14 protein-coding genes are annotated in these 17,688 nt (G+C 60.7%); 2 read left to right on the top strand and 12 right to left on the bottom strand.

The features are described 5' to 3' along the window. Positions 1-63: 63 nt before the first annotated feature. Positions 64-1,230, bottom strand: a complete 1,167-nt coding sequence (gene fucO / locus DXC99_RS05775) for a lactaldehyde reductase (RefSeq protein ID WP_022094861.1) — start codon at positions 1,228-1,230, stop codon at positions 64-66. A 412-nt stretch (positions 1,231-1,642) separates the two neighbouring features. On the opposite strand from fucO, the gene DXC99_RS05770 reads away from it, so the two are divergent. Next, positions 1,643-2,182: a hypothetical protein gene (locus DXC99_RS05770; RefSeq protein ID WP_147329349.1), complete on the top strand. Its 540-nt coding sequence runs from the start codon at positions 1,643-1,645 to the stop codon at positions 2,180-2,182. 122 nt (positions 2,183-2,304) lie between these two features. Here the strand turns inward: DXC99_RS05770 and DXC99_RS05765 are convergent, their stop codons facing one another. Then, entirely contained in the window at positions 2,305-3,021 is a 717-nt protein-coding gene (locus DXC99_RS05765) for a YoaK family protein (RefSeq protein ID WP_089572184.1), read from the bottom strand. Between the two features lie 250 nt (positions 3,022-3,271). On the opposite strand from DXC99_RS05765, the gene DXC99_RS05760 reads away from it, so the two are divergent. Next, on the top strand, positions 3,272-5,404 hold the full coding sequence (locus DXC99_RS05760; protein WP_233503843.1) for a YgiQ family radical SAM protein: 2,133 nt from the start codon (positions 3,272-3,274) through the stop codon (positions 5,402-5,404). On the opposite strand, the gene DXC99_RS05755 is transcribed toward DXC99_RS05760, so the two are convergent. From DXC99_RS05755 to DXC99_RS05710, 10 genes are all read right to left on the bottom strand, one after another. Continuing rightward, positions 5,401-6,312 carry a CPBP family intramembrane glutamic endopeptidase gene (locus DXC99_RS05755; protein WP_147329348.1) on the bottom strand — a complete coding sequence of 304 codons (912 nt, stop codon included), beginning with the start codon at positions 6,310-6,312 and terminating at the stop codon, positions 5,401-5,403. The two genes, DXC99_RS05760 and DXC99_RS05755, sit on opposite strands and share 4 nt — an antisense overlap. A 91-nt stretch (positions 6,313-6,403) precedes the next feature. Beyond that, entirely contained in the window at positions 6,404-6,604 is a 201-nt protein-coding gene (locus DXC99_RS05750; protein WP_117583961.1) for a hypothetical protein, read from the bottom strand. Positions 6,605-6,819: 215 nt separating this feature from the next. Continuing rightward, the gene (locus DXC99_RS05745; protein WP_147329347.1) at positions 6,820-8,196 is read right to left on the bottom strand and encodes an ATP-binding cassette domain-containing protein; all 1,377 of its coding nucleotides are present in this window, start codon (positions 8,194-8,196) and stop codon (positions 6,820-6,822) included. A gap of 3 nt (positions 8,197-8,199) precedes the next feature. Next, on the bottom strand, positions 8,200-9,258 hold the full coding sequence (locus DXC99_RS05740; protein WP_117629576.1) for an ABC transporter substrate-binding protein: 1,059 nt from the start codon (positions 9,256-9,258) through the stop codon (positions 8,200-8,202). A gap of 2 nt (positions 9,259-9,260) precedes the next feature. Then, positions 9,261-11,015, bottom strand: coding sequence for a [FeFe] hydrogenase, group A (locus DXC99_RS05735; protein ID WP_117584000.1), 1,755 nt, complete (start codon positions 11,013-11,015; stop codon positions 9,261-9,263). Positions 11,016-11,065: 50 nt separating this feature from the next. Then, positions 11,066-12,898 carry an NAD(P)-binding protein gene (locus DXC99_RS05730; RefSeq protein WP_117583958.1) on the bottom strand — a complete coding sequence of 611 codons (1,833 nt, stop codon included), beginning with the start codon at positions 12,896-12,898 and terminating at the stop codon, positions 11,066-11,068. 256 nt (positions 12,899-13,154) lie between these two features. Next, positions 13,155-14,537 carry a 6-phospho-alpha-glucosidase gene (locus DXC99_RS05725; protein WP_117629575.1) on the bottom strand — a complete coding sequence of 461 codons (1,383 nt, stop codon included), beginning with the start codon at positions 14,535-14,537 and terminating at the stop codon, positions 13,155-13,157. 3 nt (positions 14,538-14,540) lie between these two features. After that, positions 14,541-16,157 carry a PTS transporter subunit EIIC gene (locus tag DXC99_RS05720; RefSeq protein WP_117629574.1) on the bottom strand — a complete coding sequence of 539 codons (1,617 nt, stop codon included), beginning with the start codon at positions 16,155-16,157 and terminating at the stop codon, positions 14,541-14,543. A 99-nt stretch (positions 16,158-16,256) separates the two neighbouring features. Further along, positions 16,257-17,111, bottom strand: a complete 855-nt coding sequence (locus DXC99_RS05715; protein WP_117629598.1) for a PRD domain-containing protein — start codon at positions 17,109-17,111, stop codon at positions 16,257-16,259. Positions 17,112-17,129: 18 nt separating this feature from the next. Next, the gene (locus tag DXC99_RS05710) at positions 17,130-17,642 is read right to left on the bottom strand and encodes a PTS glucose transporter subunit IIA (protein ID WP_158549076.1); all 513 of its coding nucleotides are present in this window, start codon (positions 17,640-17,642) and stop codon (positions 17,130-17,132) included. Positions 17,643-17,688: the final 46 nt, after the last annotated feature.

The following is a 17,688-nucleotide window of genomic DNA, read 5'->3' as shown; positions in this document are numbered from 1 at the left end:
GCGGGGCCTCCGACATGTCCGAGGACGATTCTGGGGCTAACGGGCGGGGCCCGCCGAACCAGGTTAAGCAGCCGGGCAGATCTTCTTGAAGAGCTCGATGACGTCGTCGAGCGTCGCCTCGCGCGGGTTGCCCGGGAAGCAGGCGTCAGCCATGGCGTCCTTGGCCAGGACCTCGATCTCGTCGGCCTTCATGGCCTCGCAGACATGCGGGATGTTCACGTCGGCGGAGAGCTGCTTGACGGCGGCGATGGCGGCGTCGGCAGCCTCGTCGGTGCTCATGCCCGTGGTGTCAACACCCATGGCAACGGCAACCTTGGCCAGGCGCTCGGCGCAAACCGGCTTGTTGAACTCCATAGCGATCGGCAGCAGCATGGCGCAAGCGACGCCGTGCGGGGTGTCGTAGTGAGCGGACAGGGTGTGAGCCATGGCGTGGTCGATGCCCAGGCCGACATTGGAGAAGCCCATGCCGGCGACATACTGGCCAAGAGCCATGCCCTCGCGGCCGGAGCCGGGCTGACCGGACTTGGCCTCGGCAACGGAGTCGCGCAGGTTCTCGCTGATCAGCTTAATAGCCTCAAAGTGGAACATGTCGGAGAGCTCCCAAGCGCCCTTGGTGGTGTAGCCCTCGATAGCGTGGGTCAGAGCGTCCATGCCGGTGGAAGCGGTCAGGCCGGCGGGCATGGAAGCCATCATGTCGGGGTCGACGACGGCGACCTCGGGGGCGTCGTTGGTATCGACGCACACGAACTTGCGGACCTTCTCGGGGTCGGTGATAACGTAGTTGATGGTCACCTCGGCAGCGGTACCGGCGGTCGTCGGCACGGCGATGGTGAACACAGCGTGGTTCTTAGTCGGAGCAACGCCCTCGAGGCTGCGGACATCGGCGAACTCGGGGTTGTTGATGATGATGCCGATAGCCTTGGCGGTGTCCATGGAGGAGCCACCACCGATGGTCACGATAGCGTCAGCCTCGGCGGCCTTAAAGGCCTCGACGCCGTCCTTGACGTTCTGGATGGTGGGGTTGGGCTTAATCTCGGAGTAGAGGCTCCAAGCAATACCGGCGGCGTCGAGCTCGTCGGTTACCTTGGCGGTAACGCCAAACTTGACCAGATCGGGGTCGGAGCAGACGAAGATCTTCTTGTAGCCACGACGCTGGAGCTCGCCGGGGATCTCCTTGATGGCGCCAGAACCATGATAAGAAATGGTGTTGAGAACGAAACGATTAGCCATTGATAGCCTCCCATCGTGTGCGGGGCGCCCATTACGCCCCACGCTATGAGTCCCATCCTAACGCTTTTGAAACAAAAAATGCATGAGAACGTCAAAAGTGTTAAAGCGTTTCAACATAATAACGGAGCCCCAGTCCTTCCCTCCCGACTGCAGCGAAGGCTAGATTATAGGAGCAATTGCCCAAAGAATACGACCAACTCAGTCTATAAATTGTTTCTGTTTTAGCAATATATGTTTGACAATACGTTTATAAAAGGATACTTTATAGTAATTAATATGCATGCAGCAAATAGTGTCATTCATTTTGTTAGAAATTGCCCATGCGGTTATTGCAGCTGCATGTACTGCAACATACAGCGTAATTCTCCGCACGAAGCAGAAGACGGTTCCAATTCAATCGAGGCGATGACGCGTGAAGGCTACTGGTCCTAAATCGAGCAAGACGGCTACAAACGAATATCGAATCTCAATTGAAGGTAACCCTTATCCGCATGCTCTGGCTCTCGTCAACCCAGCGGGAGACAACCTCAACATCAAAAGACATGGGTTCACGGGTCCACTAGGACAGCTATTGAGTCTTAAATACACCGTTTATGACGATGCAAATGAAAAGCTCTTTACTGTCGTCGACGGTGGTTTTAGTAACATGCCCAGGGTTGCGCTCATCATCGAACACAAGGAAGTTGCGGTGTTCGATTATGGCCTAAACAGACTTGAGATGAAGTGCGTAACGAACATACCGAATTACACAATAAAAGGTAACTTCCTATTTGGAGATTACGATATATTCAGTCAACGGGAAGTGAAGCTATCTTCAGTTAACGTCCTTCAATGTGATAAACAATCGTGCTTTAACATACAGGTTTTGGATAAAGCCGAATTAGCCGCCGCAATTGGAATACCCACAGCCATTGCCCTTCTGAGGGCTCGGATTGAAGAGCATCTCGAATAAATTGCAAAAAGCAGTTCGTAACAACATTCAGGAGCTAGATAGTTTTTTTCTGGCTCCTGAAGCTGTACTACATAGAGATGAAAAATAATGCGGCAAAGGGGCTGTCTCTTTGCCGCATTCGGTTACTTTCGGCAGCCCTCTTTCCAAGCCTCGGCCGCAACCTTCCAGCGAAAACGCAAGTCGCGCTCGCGGTCGATAAACATGATGGCAAACGCGACAAACAGCAGCACGCTCGCCACGACGATGGCGTGCAGGCCCATGCGCTCAATACACCAGTTGCCCAACACGGCGCCAAACACAAAGGTAAAGATCACGCCAAAGTACAGCAGGCCGTTTTCCAAAAAGCCGCGCTTGTGGGTAATGATGTAGTCGTCCACGTTTTGCAAGGCATTACGGAGGTTGCCGATACACATGGTCGTGGCGATGCCGTGTCCATGAATCTTGCGGAAGCTCTCGACCTGCATACCGCAGGCAAACGAAGTAAGGCAGTTGGCGAGCAGGTTGAAATCGCCACCGGGAATAAAACTCACGCCCAGCAAGATGACGGCTTCAAAGAACACCGTCACCTGACGCCAGTGGATCACGCTGCCAAAACGCTCGTGTACCAGGTCGGCAAGCATAATGCCCACAGCAAACGAAACCACAGGGAAGAAGTAACGCCCCGCAAGTGCCCAATTGCCCTCCGAGATGCTCACGCCCACCAGCAGGATGTTGCCCGTCTGCGCGTTGGCGAAAACATGGTCGCGCCCAATGTACGAATACACATCCATAAAGCCACCGGCGAGCGCCAAGATGATGCCCAGCTCAATGGATTCCGATATCTGTTTGGCACGCTGCATCGTCGTGCATCCTCCTTGTTGACGACTCTCTCGTGCGTTGGCGGAAACATAGCCGCCGTTCATACTGTAACCCATTGACAACATGGCGTACGCGCGAGACGGGTTCTCCAACGCGCAGATACACAGTCTGGAAACAAACGGCGGGCGCGGCACCGACACCCGAGACCTCGTGTACTCCACCAGTCTTTTTAGCCCCGTCCTAAAAAGACTGGTTACAATTACGTGCAGCATACAAACACCGGGAGGGATCGTGGCAAAAAAGCCTCAGCACGCTCAGAACAACCAGCGCAGTCAGCAGGGCAAACAGGGCCAGCAGCAAAAGCGCGGCGGTAAGGCACAGGCCACAACCGTCAAGGCGACACCCGTCCGCCCCTGGCGTCCGGGCCGCGACAAGTTCCTCCCCGTCAGCCGCGCCGACATGGATGCGCGTGGCTGGGACCAGTGCGACTTCGTCTACATCTGCGGCGACGCCTACGTGGACCATCCCAGCTTTGGCATGGCCATCGTCAGCCGCGTGCTCGACGCACACGGCTACAAAGTGGGCATTATCTGTCAGCCCGACTGGACCGATCCCGCCAGTATCACCGTGCTCGGCGAGCCGCGCCTGGGCTTTCTGGTCTCCGCCGGCAACATGGACTCCATGGTCAATCACTACTCGGTGACCAAGCATCGTCGCCACACCGATGCCTACACCCCTGGCGGTAAAGAGGGGCACCGCCCCAACCGCGCCGTCACGGTCTACGGCAACCTCATCCGCCAAACGTTCAAGGACGCGCCCATCATCATCGGCGGCATCGAGGCGAGCCTGCGTCGTCTGGCCCACTACGACTACTGGCAGGATAAGCTCAAGCGCTCGGTGCTGCTCGACTCGGGCGCCGACATCCTCATCTACGGCATGGGCGAGCACGCGATCGTCGAGATCGCCGACGCGCTCGACGCGGGCCTGCCCGTCGACCAAATCACCTATATCAACGGCACCGTCTACCGTACCAACTCGCTCGACGAGGTCTACGACTACGACCTGCTGCCCAGCTGGGACGACCTTGCCGCCGACAAGCTCAACTACGCGCGCAGCTTTAATGTGCAGCAGCAGAACATGGATCCCATCACCGGACACCGCCTGGTAGAGCCCTACCCCAACAGCGTCTATGTGGTGCAGAACCCGCCGTCGGCGACGCTCACCACCGATGAGATGGACGAGGTTGCCGAACTCCCCTACGCACGCGATTGGCATCCCGATTACGACGCGGCAGGCGGCGTGCCGGCCTTTGCCGAGATCAAGTTTTCCATCAGCTCTAACCGCGGCTGCTTTGGTGAGTGCTCGTTTTGCGCGCTGACCTTCCACCAGGGCCGCGTGCTGCAGATGCGTAGCCACGATTCGATTATGCGCGAGGCCGAGCTACTCACGCGCGACCCCGAGTTTAAGGGCTACATCAACGACGTGGGCGGACCGACGGCCAACTTTAGCCGTCCTGCCTGCGACAAACAGCTCAAGCACGGCGTGTGCAAGAACAAGCGCTGCCTGTGGCCGAGCGTGTGCAAGAACATGGTGGTCGACGAGAGCGGCTACACGCAGCTGTTGCGCGACCTGCGCCAGCTGCCAGGCGTCAAGAAGGTCTTCGTGCGCAGCGGCATCCGCTTTGACTACACCATGGCCGACGCCTCGGACGAGTTTTTGCGCGAGCTGCTGGAACACCATGTCTCGGGCCAGCTACGCGTAGCGCCCGAGCACGTGAGCGACGCGGTGCTCTCCGTGATGGGCAAGCCGAGCCGCGCCGTCTACGACGCGTTCTGCCGTAAATTTGAACGCCTGAACCGCGAATACGGACTCAAGCAGTATGTGGTGCCGTACCTAATCTCGAGCCACCCCGGTTCAACGATGAAGGAAGCCGTGGACCTTGCCGAGGCCGTGCGCGACATGGGCTACATGCCCGAGCAGGTGCAGGACTTCTACCCCACGCCGTCCACCATGTCGACCTGCATGTACTACACCGGCGTGGACCCACGCACCATGAAGCCGATCTACGTGGCACGCGACCCACACGAGAAGGCCATGCAGCGTGCGCTCATCCAATACCGCAAGCCCGAGAACTACAAGCTCGTGCGTGAGGCGCTGGAAAAAGCCGGCCGCCGCGATCTGATTGGCTACACCAAGCATTGCCTGATTCGCCCCGTGCCGCCGCGCCCGGGCGAGACATCTGCCGGCGGGGGGCATGGCACCGGCAAGAAGGGCGGCAAGGCCCACGGTGGCGTTGGCGGCGCTGGCAAGGGACCCAAAGGCAGCAAGGGGCACGGTGGCATGTCGCGTGCGCAGAACACCGCCGGGCGCAATCGCGCGGCCCAGGGGCGACAGGGCGCCAACGGCGGCGGGCGTCGCAACTAGGGCAGCGGTGCGCTCGCTGCATCCATCCCACACGCGCGGCGCAGCGACCGCATTGCCTCAACGAGGATGACGCCGGCGATGGCGACCGTAATTGCCACGTCGAACGGCGTGTTCACAAACCAGAGCAACGTCATGAGATACGACCCGGCATTAAAGGCGAAGTGCAGCAGGATCGTGTAGCGGAGCTTTCCGGTCGTCACGAGCACCCAACCAAAGATGAGGCCAGCGGCACCCGCGTAGCAACCTTGCACCCAATTCATGTGCATAAAACCGAAGATTGCCGCCTGCAGCACAATCGCCGCGGTGATACCCCACGTGCTCGGGGCCGCCCAGGGCACCATGGCGCCGTCCTGCGCACCCGCACGACGCCGGCGCTTCCAAAGTGGGCGGCACTGCGGATTAAACGCTCGAAGCGAAAACTCAAAAATAATGCCGCGTACCAGCAGCTCTTCACAAAATGGGGCGCCGAGCACCGTAGTCAGGACGGCGAGATAGCTGGTGTCGCCCATGCCTGTTTCCTCGACAAGCTCGCTGTAGTCGGCCGCAGCCTCGGGCAACAGCGACAGCACGGCGTCGGTCACGTAGCCAACGACCACCTGCAGGGCAAGGCCGATCACGATAACGCAGGCGATGCGCTTCCACGCCCCACGCGCTCCCCCGCCGAGCGGATGCGCGCATTGCCGGCGTGCCATAAACGAACGCGGCCACAGATAACGCCACCACAGCAGCGCCATTAAAAACGATGCCGTCTGCGCGACAGCCTGAAGCAATTGAATATCGAGGCCGTCAATCGAAAAGCCCATGAACACCGATGCGACGCCCAGAGCGGAGAACAAAACCACGCTCAGGGCGATATCGGCAGCGACGACGCCAAAACAGGCAAGCGCCCAAATCATCGCATTGAGCATGCCAACCTCCTCAAAACCCGGCACTTAGGGACGTTCCTTAACTGCCGGCAGAAAAGGAACGTCCCCAAATGCCGGCAGTTTGGGACAGTCATTATTGATGAGAATCGGGCGCAGTGCCAAAAGCCCCGTTGGGCGAGATGTCAAACGGGAAGGTGCCGCAGCGATTGAACGCGGCGATAAACATGCGGATGGCGTTGGACGGCGTGGTGCCCACGAGCTGGGTTGCCGCCGCGAAGGCTGCCTTCTCCTCGGGCAAGACCTTCGCGACTACGGGGGTCATGTGTTCTGCCATGGCGCTTCCTTTTTGAAACGACGGTAGTGCGGATAGATGCGGGCCACGCGGCTGGGCGACGGGCTGTGAAGGCAACCCGATTGGCCCGCATCTGGAGTTTGTTTCTACGGCGTTGGTATTACTTGGTATTCCTAAGTATTACCCCGCAGATAGAATACCACACCCGACCCCATGGGGACGAAGGAAAACGGATCATTTTGTTGCTGAGTTAGTATTTAGAGCGTGATGATATCCGAGATATCGAGGGCCTGAGCGTCGGCGACATCGTGCGTGGCAAGCAGGAGCATGCGGCCGTCGAGCAAGTCGAGCACGACCTCGGCGCATGCGTCGCGCGCAGCGGTATCTAAACCGGTAAAGGGCTCGTCAAGAATCACCGCGCCGCCCGGACACAGCAGGGCTCGAGCGATCTCGACACGACGGCGCTGCCCGCCCGAAAGCTCGGCCACGCGAGCATGCACATCGACCCCCGGCACCAGCAAGCGCAACAGGGCCGCAGCACTCGAGGCGTCCACGCGTGCATCGGCGCACACCAGCACGTTATCCAGCGCCGAGGCGGACTCGACCAAGCGTGCATCCTGAAACACCATCGAGCACGGTGCGCACTCCCCTGCCGCAAGGGCAAGGAGCGTCGACTTACCCGCACCCGAGGCGCCCATCACACAGATACGCCCACCCGCGGGCACGTTGAGCACCAGCCCGTCGAGCGCCGGCGCCCAGGGCGCGCGATCGCCCACGGCAAGCGCAAGCTCCGCTGCAGCGCCATCGCCCGCAGCCCTCGCACGCCCGCGCAGCCCATGCCCATGCGCCCGCACGGCCGCACCCCACGCCACGGGCCCCGAAACCCGCAGCAGCCACACCAGCACGCGCTCGCACGCCCATGAGGCGGCAACGACCAGCACGGTCCACGCCAGCAGATCAGCCGTCTCAATCAAAAGCTTCGCCTGATAGATGCGCTCACCCACGGTGCCCACCGCCATGCCGATCAGCTCGGCTGCCACACCGGCCTTCCAGCTCATGCCGATCACGGCACGCGCACACGAAAGCACAAACGGCAGGACTTCGCGCCAGGTATGGGCGCAAAACAGTCGCCAGCCGCGCACGCCATGCAGACGGAACATCTGCTCCAGTGGCTTATCCACCTGCGACAAGCCTTCGACCAGTGAGAAATATACGCCCGGCAGCGCCATCAAAAAGACCGCCGCGATGCTCACACGTGCCGACCCCAACCAAATAAGCAGCAGGACCACCACGCAGGCAACCGGCGTCGCCTTAACAAACGAAAGCGCCGGCGCCACCAAGCGGGCAAACGCCCGCGACCGTACAGAAATCCCGGCCAACAAACCGCCGCATACCGCGGCAAGCGCCAGCCCGCCCAGTATCCGCGCGCCCGAGCCCGCCAGAATCGCCCACGTGCCGGCATCGCATATCAGGCGCAGCAGCGCCAAGGCAACAGCACCCGGCCCCGGCAAAATCAGCGGCTGCGCCACCAGCGCCGCCACCAGCACCCACACAGCAAGCCAAAAGGCGGCGACGGCACCTGCTGCCGACACCGCCTTCATACGCTCTGTCATTTGTCGAGCAAACGCACGCACGGGCTACTCCATGTAGTAGAAATCATCGGCCGGGAGCTTACCGCCCACGGCGCTCGCGTCCGCATCGGCCAGCACCTGCAGGTACCCACAGAGCGCCGCCTTCATATCCTTGCCCGTCTGGCAGACAAGCATGCACCCGGGAATCGCCTTCTCGGCGATCTTGGCGTTGTCCACGATGCCGGCATCGACCACGGCCTGCGCCCAGTCTGCCGGCGCCGCATTGACAGCCTTAACGCTCGCCGCATGGCAGCTCAAGAACTCCGCAACGGCCTCGGGATGCTCCTCGGCAAAGGCACGGCGCACCACGGTCACGCCCGTCAGCAAACGGGAGCCCGTGTCACCCGCGAGCTCGTCCCACACATCGGTCAGGCTCACCGGTGCCGACAGCTTGCCCTCGCTCTTGGCGATGGCAGCGGTCTTGAATGGCTCCGGCAGCACGCCCACGGCGGACGGGTCGGCAAGCAGGGCCGACAGCACCTCGGTGGGTTCGCTCTTAAACTCGAGCGTCACTTGACCGGTCAGGCCCGCGCGCTCCAGCAGGTAGTTCATGACGTACTCCGGCGTGGTGCCCTTGCCCGTCATGTAGACGGTACGACCCGCCAGATCGCCAAACGAGGCCACGCCTGCGTCGCCCGTCACAACGTTCAGCACGCCCAGCGTGTTGATGTCGATGACCTGCACCGCACCCTCGGTCTTGTTGTAGAGCACGCTCGCCAAGTTGGCCGGCACCAGGGCAATGTCGATATCGCCCTGAATGACCTTGGGCACAATCTCGTCGGCCGCGGCGCTGATCGCAAAGTCGAACTCATTGTCCGTCTCGCCATCGGCAGCCTGGTCCATAAACTGCACCAGACCGATCGACGTCGGTCCCTTGAGCGAGGCAACGCGCACCTCGACCGACTCAGCGGCAGCGCCACTCGCCGCAGACCCAGCAGCCGAACCCGCAGAAGACCTCGCCCCCGCAGCTCCGCCGCCACAGCCAACCAGCGCAAGCGACAACGCGCCCGCGGCAAGCGCCGAGGCAAATCCCCGGCGCGACATTTCAAAATCAAACGCGCGCATCGCTAGCACGTCCCCTCGTTAGGCATCGTCCATGCGTGATGGTCGGTATGCAGCAATCCCTCGGCCAGCGGCGACAGCGGCGCACCCAAGAACTCGCGATAGCACGCCTGGACATCGGGATTCTCGTGCGAGAAGCGAATCTTGGCGTTCGCATCGAGGCCCCACAGTACCTGGCCGCGCTCGGCTGCCAGCTCACAGCCGTCATGGATGGGCTGACCGCCGCCACCGACGCAGCCGCCCGGGCATGCCATAACCTCAACGAAGTCATAACTCACGCGGCCGTCGCGAATCGCGTCGAGCAGACGGGCAGCGTTTCCCAGCCCGTGTGCCACGGCGACGCGCACCTTGGTGCCATCGATATCGGCCACGGCTTCCTTCCAGCCGTCCAGGCCGCGCACGTCGGTAAAGAAGTCGGCGTCGGGGTTCTCGCCCGTCACCAGGTAATATGCCGAGCGCACGGCGGCCTCCATCACGCCGCCCGTGGCGCCAAAGATCACACCCGCGCCCGTGCCAAAGCCCAGCGGCGTATCGAGCGGCTCCTCGACCAGCGTGCCGACGCTCACGTGGCTTGCGCGGATCATGCGTACCATCTCGCGCACCGTCAGCGCAACGTCCACGTCGGGCGCGCCGTCCTCGCCCACCATGCTCGACAGCGCACACTCGGCCTTTTTGGCCGTGCACGGCATCACGGACACCACAAACAGGCGCTCGGGCTCCACGCCCAGAACCTTGGCGTAATAAGTCTTGGCGACAGCGCCAAACATCTGCTGCGGCGACTTGGACGTGGACAGGCTGTCAACAAACTCCGGATAGCGCGCCTTCACAAAGCGTACCCAGCCCGGGCAGCAGCTCGTGAACATGGGCCAGCCGCGGCTGTCGCCCTCGCCCTTGGCGGCCTTACCCAGGCGCTCGAGCAGCTCGGAGCCCTCCTCCATAATGGTGAGGTCGGCCGAGAAATCAGTATCGAACACGTACTCAAAGCCCACACGGCGCAGTGCGCAGGCCAGGCGCTCGACGGTGGCCTCCTCGCGCGGAATGCCGAGCTCCTCGCCCCAAGCGCTACGCACGGCCGGCGCGATCTGCACCAACACGATCTTGTCGGGATCAGCGAGAGCGTCGAACACGGCCTCGGTGTCATCGCGCTCGCGCAGCGCGCCTGTCGGGCAATGCGTGATGCATTGACCGCACGCGACGCAATCGGTCTTGCCGATCGGCGCACGCCCGCGGGTGCCCACGGCGGTATGCGTGGCGCGGTTGGTCAGGTCCCAAATCCCTAAGCCCTGCACGCTCTCGCACACCTTGATGCAGCGCATACATTTGATGCACTTGTCGTTGTCGCGGATGATGGGAAAGTCGAAGTCCCAGCCCTCGCGCGCCAGGTGCTGCTCGTACGGCAGATAGAAGATGCCCAGGTCGTTGGCGATGGTCTGCAGGTTGCAGTTACCACTGCGCACGCAGCTCGTACAGCGCGAGTCGTGCTGGGACAGCAGCAGCTGCACGTTGGTGCGACGCGCCTCGCGGGCCTTGGGGCTGTTGGTGTGGACCACCATGCCGTCGAGTACGTAGTTGTTGCAGGCGGCAACCAGCTGGTCGCAGCCCTCAACCTCGACCACGCACACACGGCAGCCGCCGATCTCGTTCAGATCGCGCAGATAGCACAGGGTGGGAATCTGGATGCCGACGGACTTGGCCGCATCCAGGATCGTGGTGTGCTCGGGCACCACGACCTCGCAGTTATCGATCGTGAGCTTGACCATGTTGAGTGCTCCGCTTTCGGTGTTGTCGCTGACAGTGGTTTTGTTGGGCTCTACCATTCCAGGTTCCTCCCTCCGCGGAACGCGCCAAAGCCAAAGTGGTCGCAACGCAGGCAGCGGCTTGCCTCCTGGCGTGCCTCTTCCTCGGTAAGGCCCTGCTCGACCAGATTCCAATCGCGGATGCGCTCGCCGGCCTCGCGCTCGCCCAGCTCGCAGCGGCCGCACTCGTGCTTGCCCTTAAACTGCACGGTCGGCAGCTCAACGTCGAGCTTGATCTTGTGGTCGAAGCCCAGGTAGCGGTCGATATTTGCCGAAGCAACGCGGCCGGCGTTGATGGCCCGGATGACGGTGGCGGGACCGGTCTGGCAGTCGCCGCCGCTAAAGAGGCCGTCGAAGTTGGGCACGGCGCCATCCGAATCGGTGACGACGCGACCCCACTTGCAGACGATGCCCATGTCCTCAAACGGCTTGGAATCGATGTCCTGGCCAATGGCCACGAACACGCGCTCGCAGGGAATGACGCGCTCGGGCGTGGCGGCGGCACGCGGGGCCGGACGACCGCGACGGGGCTCGCCGATAATCTGCGGCTGCACGCGCAGGCCGCTCACGCGACCGTCCTCGCCCGTCTCGATGGCGAGCGGCGCCGTCAGCTCCAGAACCTCGCAGCCCTCGGCCTGGGCACCGGCAATCTCGGCGTCCTGAGCCGTCATATCGCAGATGCGGCGGCGGTAGACAATGCTCACCTTTTCGGCACCGCAGCGCACGGCAGAGCGCGCCACGTCCATGGCCACGTTGCCGCCGCCGATGACGCACACGCGCTGGCCGCTCAGGTCGGGCAGCTCGTCATCACCGATGGCGCGCAGCATCTTGACGGCCGACTCCACGCCGGGCGCCTCTTCGCCCGGAAGGCCGAGCTTCTTATCGCTGTGGGCGCCAATGGCCAGGTAGACGGCATCGAACTCGTCGCGCAGGCGGGCAAGCTCCTCGCCGTTGACGGAGTGATCGAGCTCAACGTCGATGCCGGCGCTCAAAATCCAGTCGATCTCGGCCTGCAGGCGCTCGCGCGGCAGACGATAGCTGGGGATGCCATAGCGCAGCATGCCGCCCAGGTGGTGGCGCTGCTCAAAGATGGTCACCTTATGGCCCATCACGGCCAGGTAGTAGGCGCAGGAAAGGCCGGCCGGGCCGCCGCCGATCACGGCGACGCGCTTGCCGGTGTTGTCCACTACATGCGGCTTGTGGTCGTTGAGCTCACCGTGCTCGACGGCAAAACGCTTGAGGGCGAGGATGTTCATGGGGTCGTCGACCATGCCACGGCGGCAGTGCATCTCGCAGGGATGCTCGCACACCAGGCCGCAGACGAGCGGCAGCGGATTGTTCTTGCGGATGACCTTGACGGCGTCGGCATAGCGGCCGGCCTCGACCAGCGAAATGTACCCGGGAATGTCGACGTGCGCCGGGCAGCCCGAAACGCACGGGACGCGGGCCTCGCGGTCAAAGCCGCAGGAGCGCTCGCGGATGTGATGCTCAAAATCGTCGCGGAAGCCGCGAATGGCCGTGAGTGCCATGGCGCCAGCTTCGTAGCCGATGGCGCAATCGCTCGAAAGATAGATGGTGCGGGCGGTGCGCTCAATCAAGTTGAGCGTGGACTCATCGGCGCGCCCTTCGAGCACATCGGCGAGCAGGTCGCTCAGCGCGCTCAGGCCCACGCGGCAGGGCGTGCACTTGCCGCAGCTCTGGGTGGAGCACAGATTGACGAGCGCTGCCGTAAACTCAACGGGGCACGGGGCGAGCGAACTCACCGCCAGACGACGTCCGAGCGCATCGTGCAGGTCGTCCATGACGGCCTGAGCGTGGCTGCGTTCCATTACGTGCAGTCGAGCCATAAGATCCCCTCTCACATGGCAGCCCGGAGGCGAGGCCGGGCGAAGTTGCTACACGCACAACACTGACCTAAAAAGTTGTTAGGTCTCCACGCAGTTCGGCAGGCGGTATGAAATGTCACCCTCGGCGGTGAAATAGAACATTACCGCAGATAAATGCCATATTTGGTAAAACGCGTTACCAAATGACAATGCCCCGCCCACGCAATCACGTGGACGGGGCATTGCTCCAGGTATGCGGCCAGCGACCCTGTTGCTTTTACTTAAGCTCGGGCCAGTAACCCTTGTTGGCCTCGATCATGTCGTCGAGAACCTCCTTGGCGACCTTCATCGAAGGCACGGTCTTGTTCAGCGTAAAGGCCTTGAGCGCCTTCTCGTAAGAACCCTCGATCGTAGCCTCGACCACGAGCTTCTCGGAGTTCAGCTGCTGCATCATGAGGCCCTGCTGGAACAGAGGAATGTTGTCGCGGCTGATGACCTCGGGGCCATTCTTGCCAATGTAGGCAGGCAGCTCGACCATAGCGTCGTAGGGCATGTTGGGGATAGCGCCCTTGTTCTCGCAAATGACCAGGAAGCGCTGCTTGGTGTCGTTCTTCAGAGCGATAGCCAAATCGGCAATCCAGTCGCCGTGGCTGCCCGCATAGAACGTGCTCTCGTCGATCTCGCCCGTCTTCTCGTAGTGGTCGATGCCGTCGAAGAGGTTCTTCTCACGCGTCTCCTCAACCTCGTTAGCACGGGTGCGCTCGGGGTTGGAATGCTCGACGAACTCCTTCTGCTGCAGGTAGTAGTTCAGATACGTGTTGGGCAGGTACTCCGGGAAGCACTCCATGATCTCGTACTCGCCCTTCCAGACGTAGTACCAGCTGCCCTTGGTGTGGCGGTTCTGCTCGGGGTGCTCGTCAGTGGCCTCCTCGGGCTTCTTTGCCATGAGCGAGCCCATGCCCTTGAGGTAGGAGTCGGGCAGCAGAATCTCATGCTCCTTGATGTACTCGCGCAGCTGCGGGAGCACCTCCTCGCCCTTGTGGCGGATCGAGGTGAACCAACCAAAGTGGTTGAGGCCAAAGTAATCGTACTCGACATCCTTCTTGTCGATATCGAGTGCGGCGCAAACCACGTCGATGATCGCGATCGGCATGTCGCAGATGTTGATGATGCGAGCGTTGGGACGCAGCACGCGGCAGCCCTCGGACACGATGGCAGCAGGGTTGGAGTAGTTGAGAATCCAGTAGTCCTTCTTAGCGTACTTCTCAACGTCATCGATCAGCTCGACCATGGGGAAGATGGTGCGCATGCCGTAGGCAAGGCCGCCGCAGCCGCAGGTCTCCTGGCCCACGCAGCCGTGACGCAGCGGAATCTTCTCGTCCTGCTCGCGCATGGCATAGCCGCCCACGCGCATCTGGGCAAACACGAAGCTCGCGTCCGTAAAGGCAGTCTCCTTGTCGGTGGTCACCATGAGCTTGATGTCCAGGCCGAGGTCCTCGTGCAAAATCCAGTCCACGAGCACGCCGATCTTGCGCTGGCGCTCCTCGTTGATGTCGTACAGACGAATCTCGTCAACGTCGAGCTCGTCCTTGCGCAGGGCGATGGATTTGACGATGCCGGGGGTAAAGGTGGATCCGCCACCACACAGAGTAATGATCATTGTTTACTGCTCCTTCTCAATTGCGTTTTCGACCTTGTCACGCATCTCGGCGACCTTCATGCCAAAGATGATCTGGATATTATTGCCGTTGCGGTTGATGCCGCTGTTGGGCACGTGGTTGATGAGGTCCTCATTGATGAGGTCCGGGTTCTTAACGTTCACGCGGAGACGCGTAAAGCAGTTCTCGAGCTCCTCGATGTTGTCCTTGCCACCAAGACCTGCGACCAGGTCGGCGATGCCTGCATCGACGCCCTCTGCGGGAGCCGCGGCAACAGCGCCCTGCTTCACCGCGACAGACGCGGCGGCCTCGCCCTCGGCAACGGACTCGGCGAGCTCGGACTCTTCCTCGCGACCAGGCGTGTGGAGGTTGAGCTTCTTAATAAGGAAGGTGAAGAGGAAGAAGTACAGAGCGGCGTTGACGACTCCAAGCACCAGCATAACCGGCCAGTTGGTCTTATCGACACCGAGGACCAGGTTGGAGACCACGATGTTGATGATGCCGCCTGCAGTCGAAGCGGGCACGGAGAGGACCTTGAGCAGGACCAGGAAGATACCGGAAAGAACCGAGTGAACGACAAAGAGCACGGGAGCGGCAAAGACAAAGAGGAAGTCAATGGGCTCGGTGACACAGGAGAGCACGGCGGTGATGATCAGCGGGATGATAACGGCCTTGGTCTTATCCTTGTTCCCCTTGTAAGCGGTGAAGATAAAGGCGAGACCGATACCGATGTAGGGCCACAGGTTGTTGAAGGTGTAGCTGTTGAAGTAGGTGCTATCGGAGAAGGGCTGGCCCGTCATTGCCATCTCGGCGACACGGATGGGATAGGCGCCGGCGATAACCTGATCGCCCAGCGTCAGGGTGCCGCCCACATCGGAGAACTGGAACGGGGTGTAGATGAGGTGATGCAGACCGGTAGGAACGAGCAGCTTGTTGAGCATGCCGTAGATAAACAGACCGATGTTGCCCGACTCCTTAATGATGCCGGCAACGGAGGAGATGGCACCCTGAACCGGAGGCCAAACGATGCAGAAGCCAGCACCCATGATCCAGGAAATGATGATCATGATCAGGAACGGAAAACGAACGCCCGAGAACATCGAAAGGGCAATGGGGAACTGCTTGTTCGAGTACTTGTTGAACACGGCACCGGTGATGCAACCAAGAATGATGCCGCCAAACACGCCGGTATCGAGCACCTGAATGCCCATAACGGTGCTCTGGCCGGTTCCGGTAAGGCCGAGCATGCCGCTCGCTTCGGCAAGAGAGCCGGTGGCGTTGAGCACGATGTTGTTAGCCTGCAGGAACAGGAAGAACGACATCAGGGCGATCAGCGAAGCATGGCCCTTGTTCTTCTTTGCCATGGCGCCGGCGATGCCCACGCAGAACAGAATCGAGAGGTTGTTGATGATAAACATCAGCGACTGATAGACAACGGCGCCCACAAGCTGGAACGGACCGGAGCCCAGCACAGGGATCACGGCGCAGATGGTCTTGTTGGTCAGAATAATGCCCACGATGAGCAGAATGCCGGCAACCGAGAGATACATCATCGGCTGAACGATTGACTTCGCGAACACCTCCAACGGCGCTTTGAAATTGAACTTCTTTTTTGCGGTCATAGCGGTACTCCCCTTCCTTTTCCGCAAATTAAGACAGATGTGCCCTGGACAAGACCGTGAGCCTTGCCTTATATCAATCGATGTGTGGGCACGTTATGCCTAGAGACCAGGTTCTCCAAGCAGGTTAACAATGTGATATGCGAGATAACTCTTCTCGGCATCGGTAACGACAACGTTATAGGTAGACGCTAAGTGGTCGGCAATTGACTCCGCACACGAGAACGCCCTCGGATACGCCGTTTCATCGATACGGAACAGCGCGTCGCCATTGACCTGCCCCGCCGCGGGATCGAGCGCCCGCTGCGCAAAAAACTGCAGATGGCGAACGAAACGCTCGTACGGCAACGAGGTGACGTCAAGGGTCGTGGCATAGTGCTCGGAAACAATCGCGAGCACGTCGCGAACAAGCTGGACCGAAACAATCAGACGGTCAGAGCGCTGCGGCATGGTGGCGTTGACGATATGCAGCGTAATAAAACCCTGCTCTTCTTCGCTCATCTGGATGCCCATATACTCCTTGATAATCTGCAGCGCACGGCCCGCAAGCGCATACTCCTTGCGATAGAACTGCTGGATCTCGAGCAGCAACGGATTCTCGCAGGGGACGCCCTTACGCTCGCGCTCCAAAGCAAGACTGATATGGTCTGCGAGAGCAATGAGAATCTTGTCGTTGATATCAACATTGAGCTCTCGACGGAGCATCTGAACAATGTCCTCGGCAATCACGAGGTTGACGGTGGGGATGGACTCCAAAAGATGTGCCAAGCGGTCAATCGTACGCGAATCCTGAGAAGTGCCCTCCTGCAGCGCATAGGTCTTTTCGACCGATGCTTCATCGATAGCGTCGCCGGCATGACGGCCAAAGCAGAGGCCTCGACCGATGACAATGAGCTCGGAGCCATCGTCCGAAGTGACCATTGCGACGTTGTTGTTGAAAACTCGCTTGATAACCACGGTACCCACCACAAGAATTTACTCGGAAAGCCAGACGACAGGCTCTTTAACAGCAACAGGGCCGGAAGCGTGCTCACGAAGAGTCGAGTTCTCCGAACGCTCGCACACGATAACGAAGACCGTGGGATCGAAGCCGGCGGCGCGGACCGCGTCGAAATCGACCTCGACGAGGGGCTGGCCCGCGTCGACATGGTCACCCTGGGCAACAAGCGCATGGAAGCCCTTGCCCTCAAGTTTAACAGTGTCGATTCCGATATGCAGCATCACCTGAGCAGAGCTGTCGTCGGACATGATGCCCAGCGCGTGCTCAGTCGGAAACAACGCCGCGACGGTGCCGGAAACAGGAGCGCACACCGTTCCCTCTTGGGGAACCACGGCAACGCCATCGCCCACGGCACGGCTGCTAAAAGCGGGGTCATTGGTATTTTCTAGATGAACAAGCTCGCCGGAAACGGGAGCGAGGATTTCGAACTCGGAAGCTGCAGTCTTCTGCTCATCCGAACCGCCCATCAGGCGAGAAAAGAAACCCATGGTGGCATGTCCCTTCATAAATATAGCCCAACCAAAATCAAGCGAA

The organism is Collinsella sp. TF10-11AT (genome assembly GCF_003437565.1).
GTDB lineage: Bacteria > Actinomycetota > Coriobacteriia > Coriobacteriales > Coriobacteriaceae > Collinsella.
Note: the sequence above shows the minus strand (reverse complement) of the source record. Positions and strands in the feature narration are given on the sequence as shown.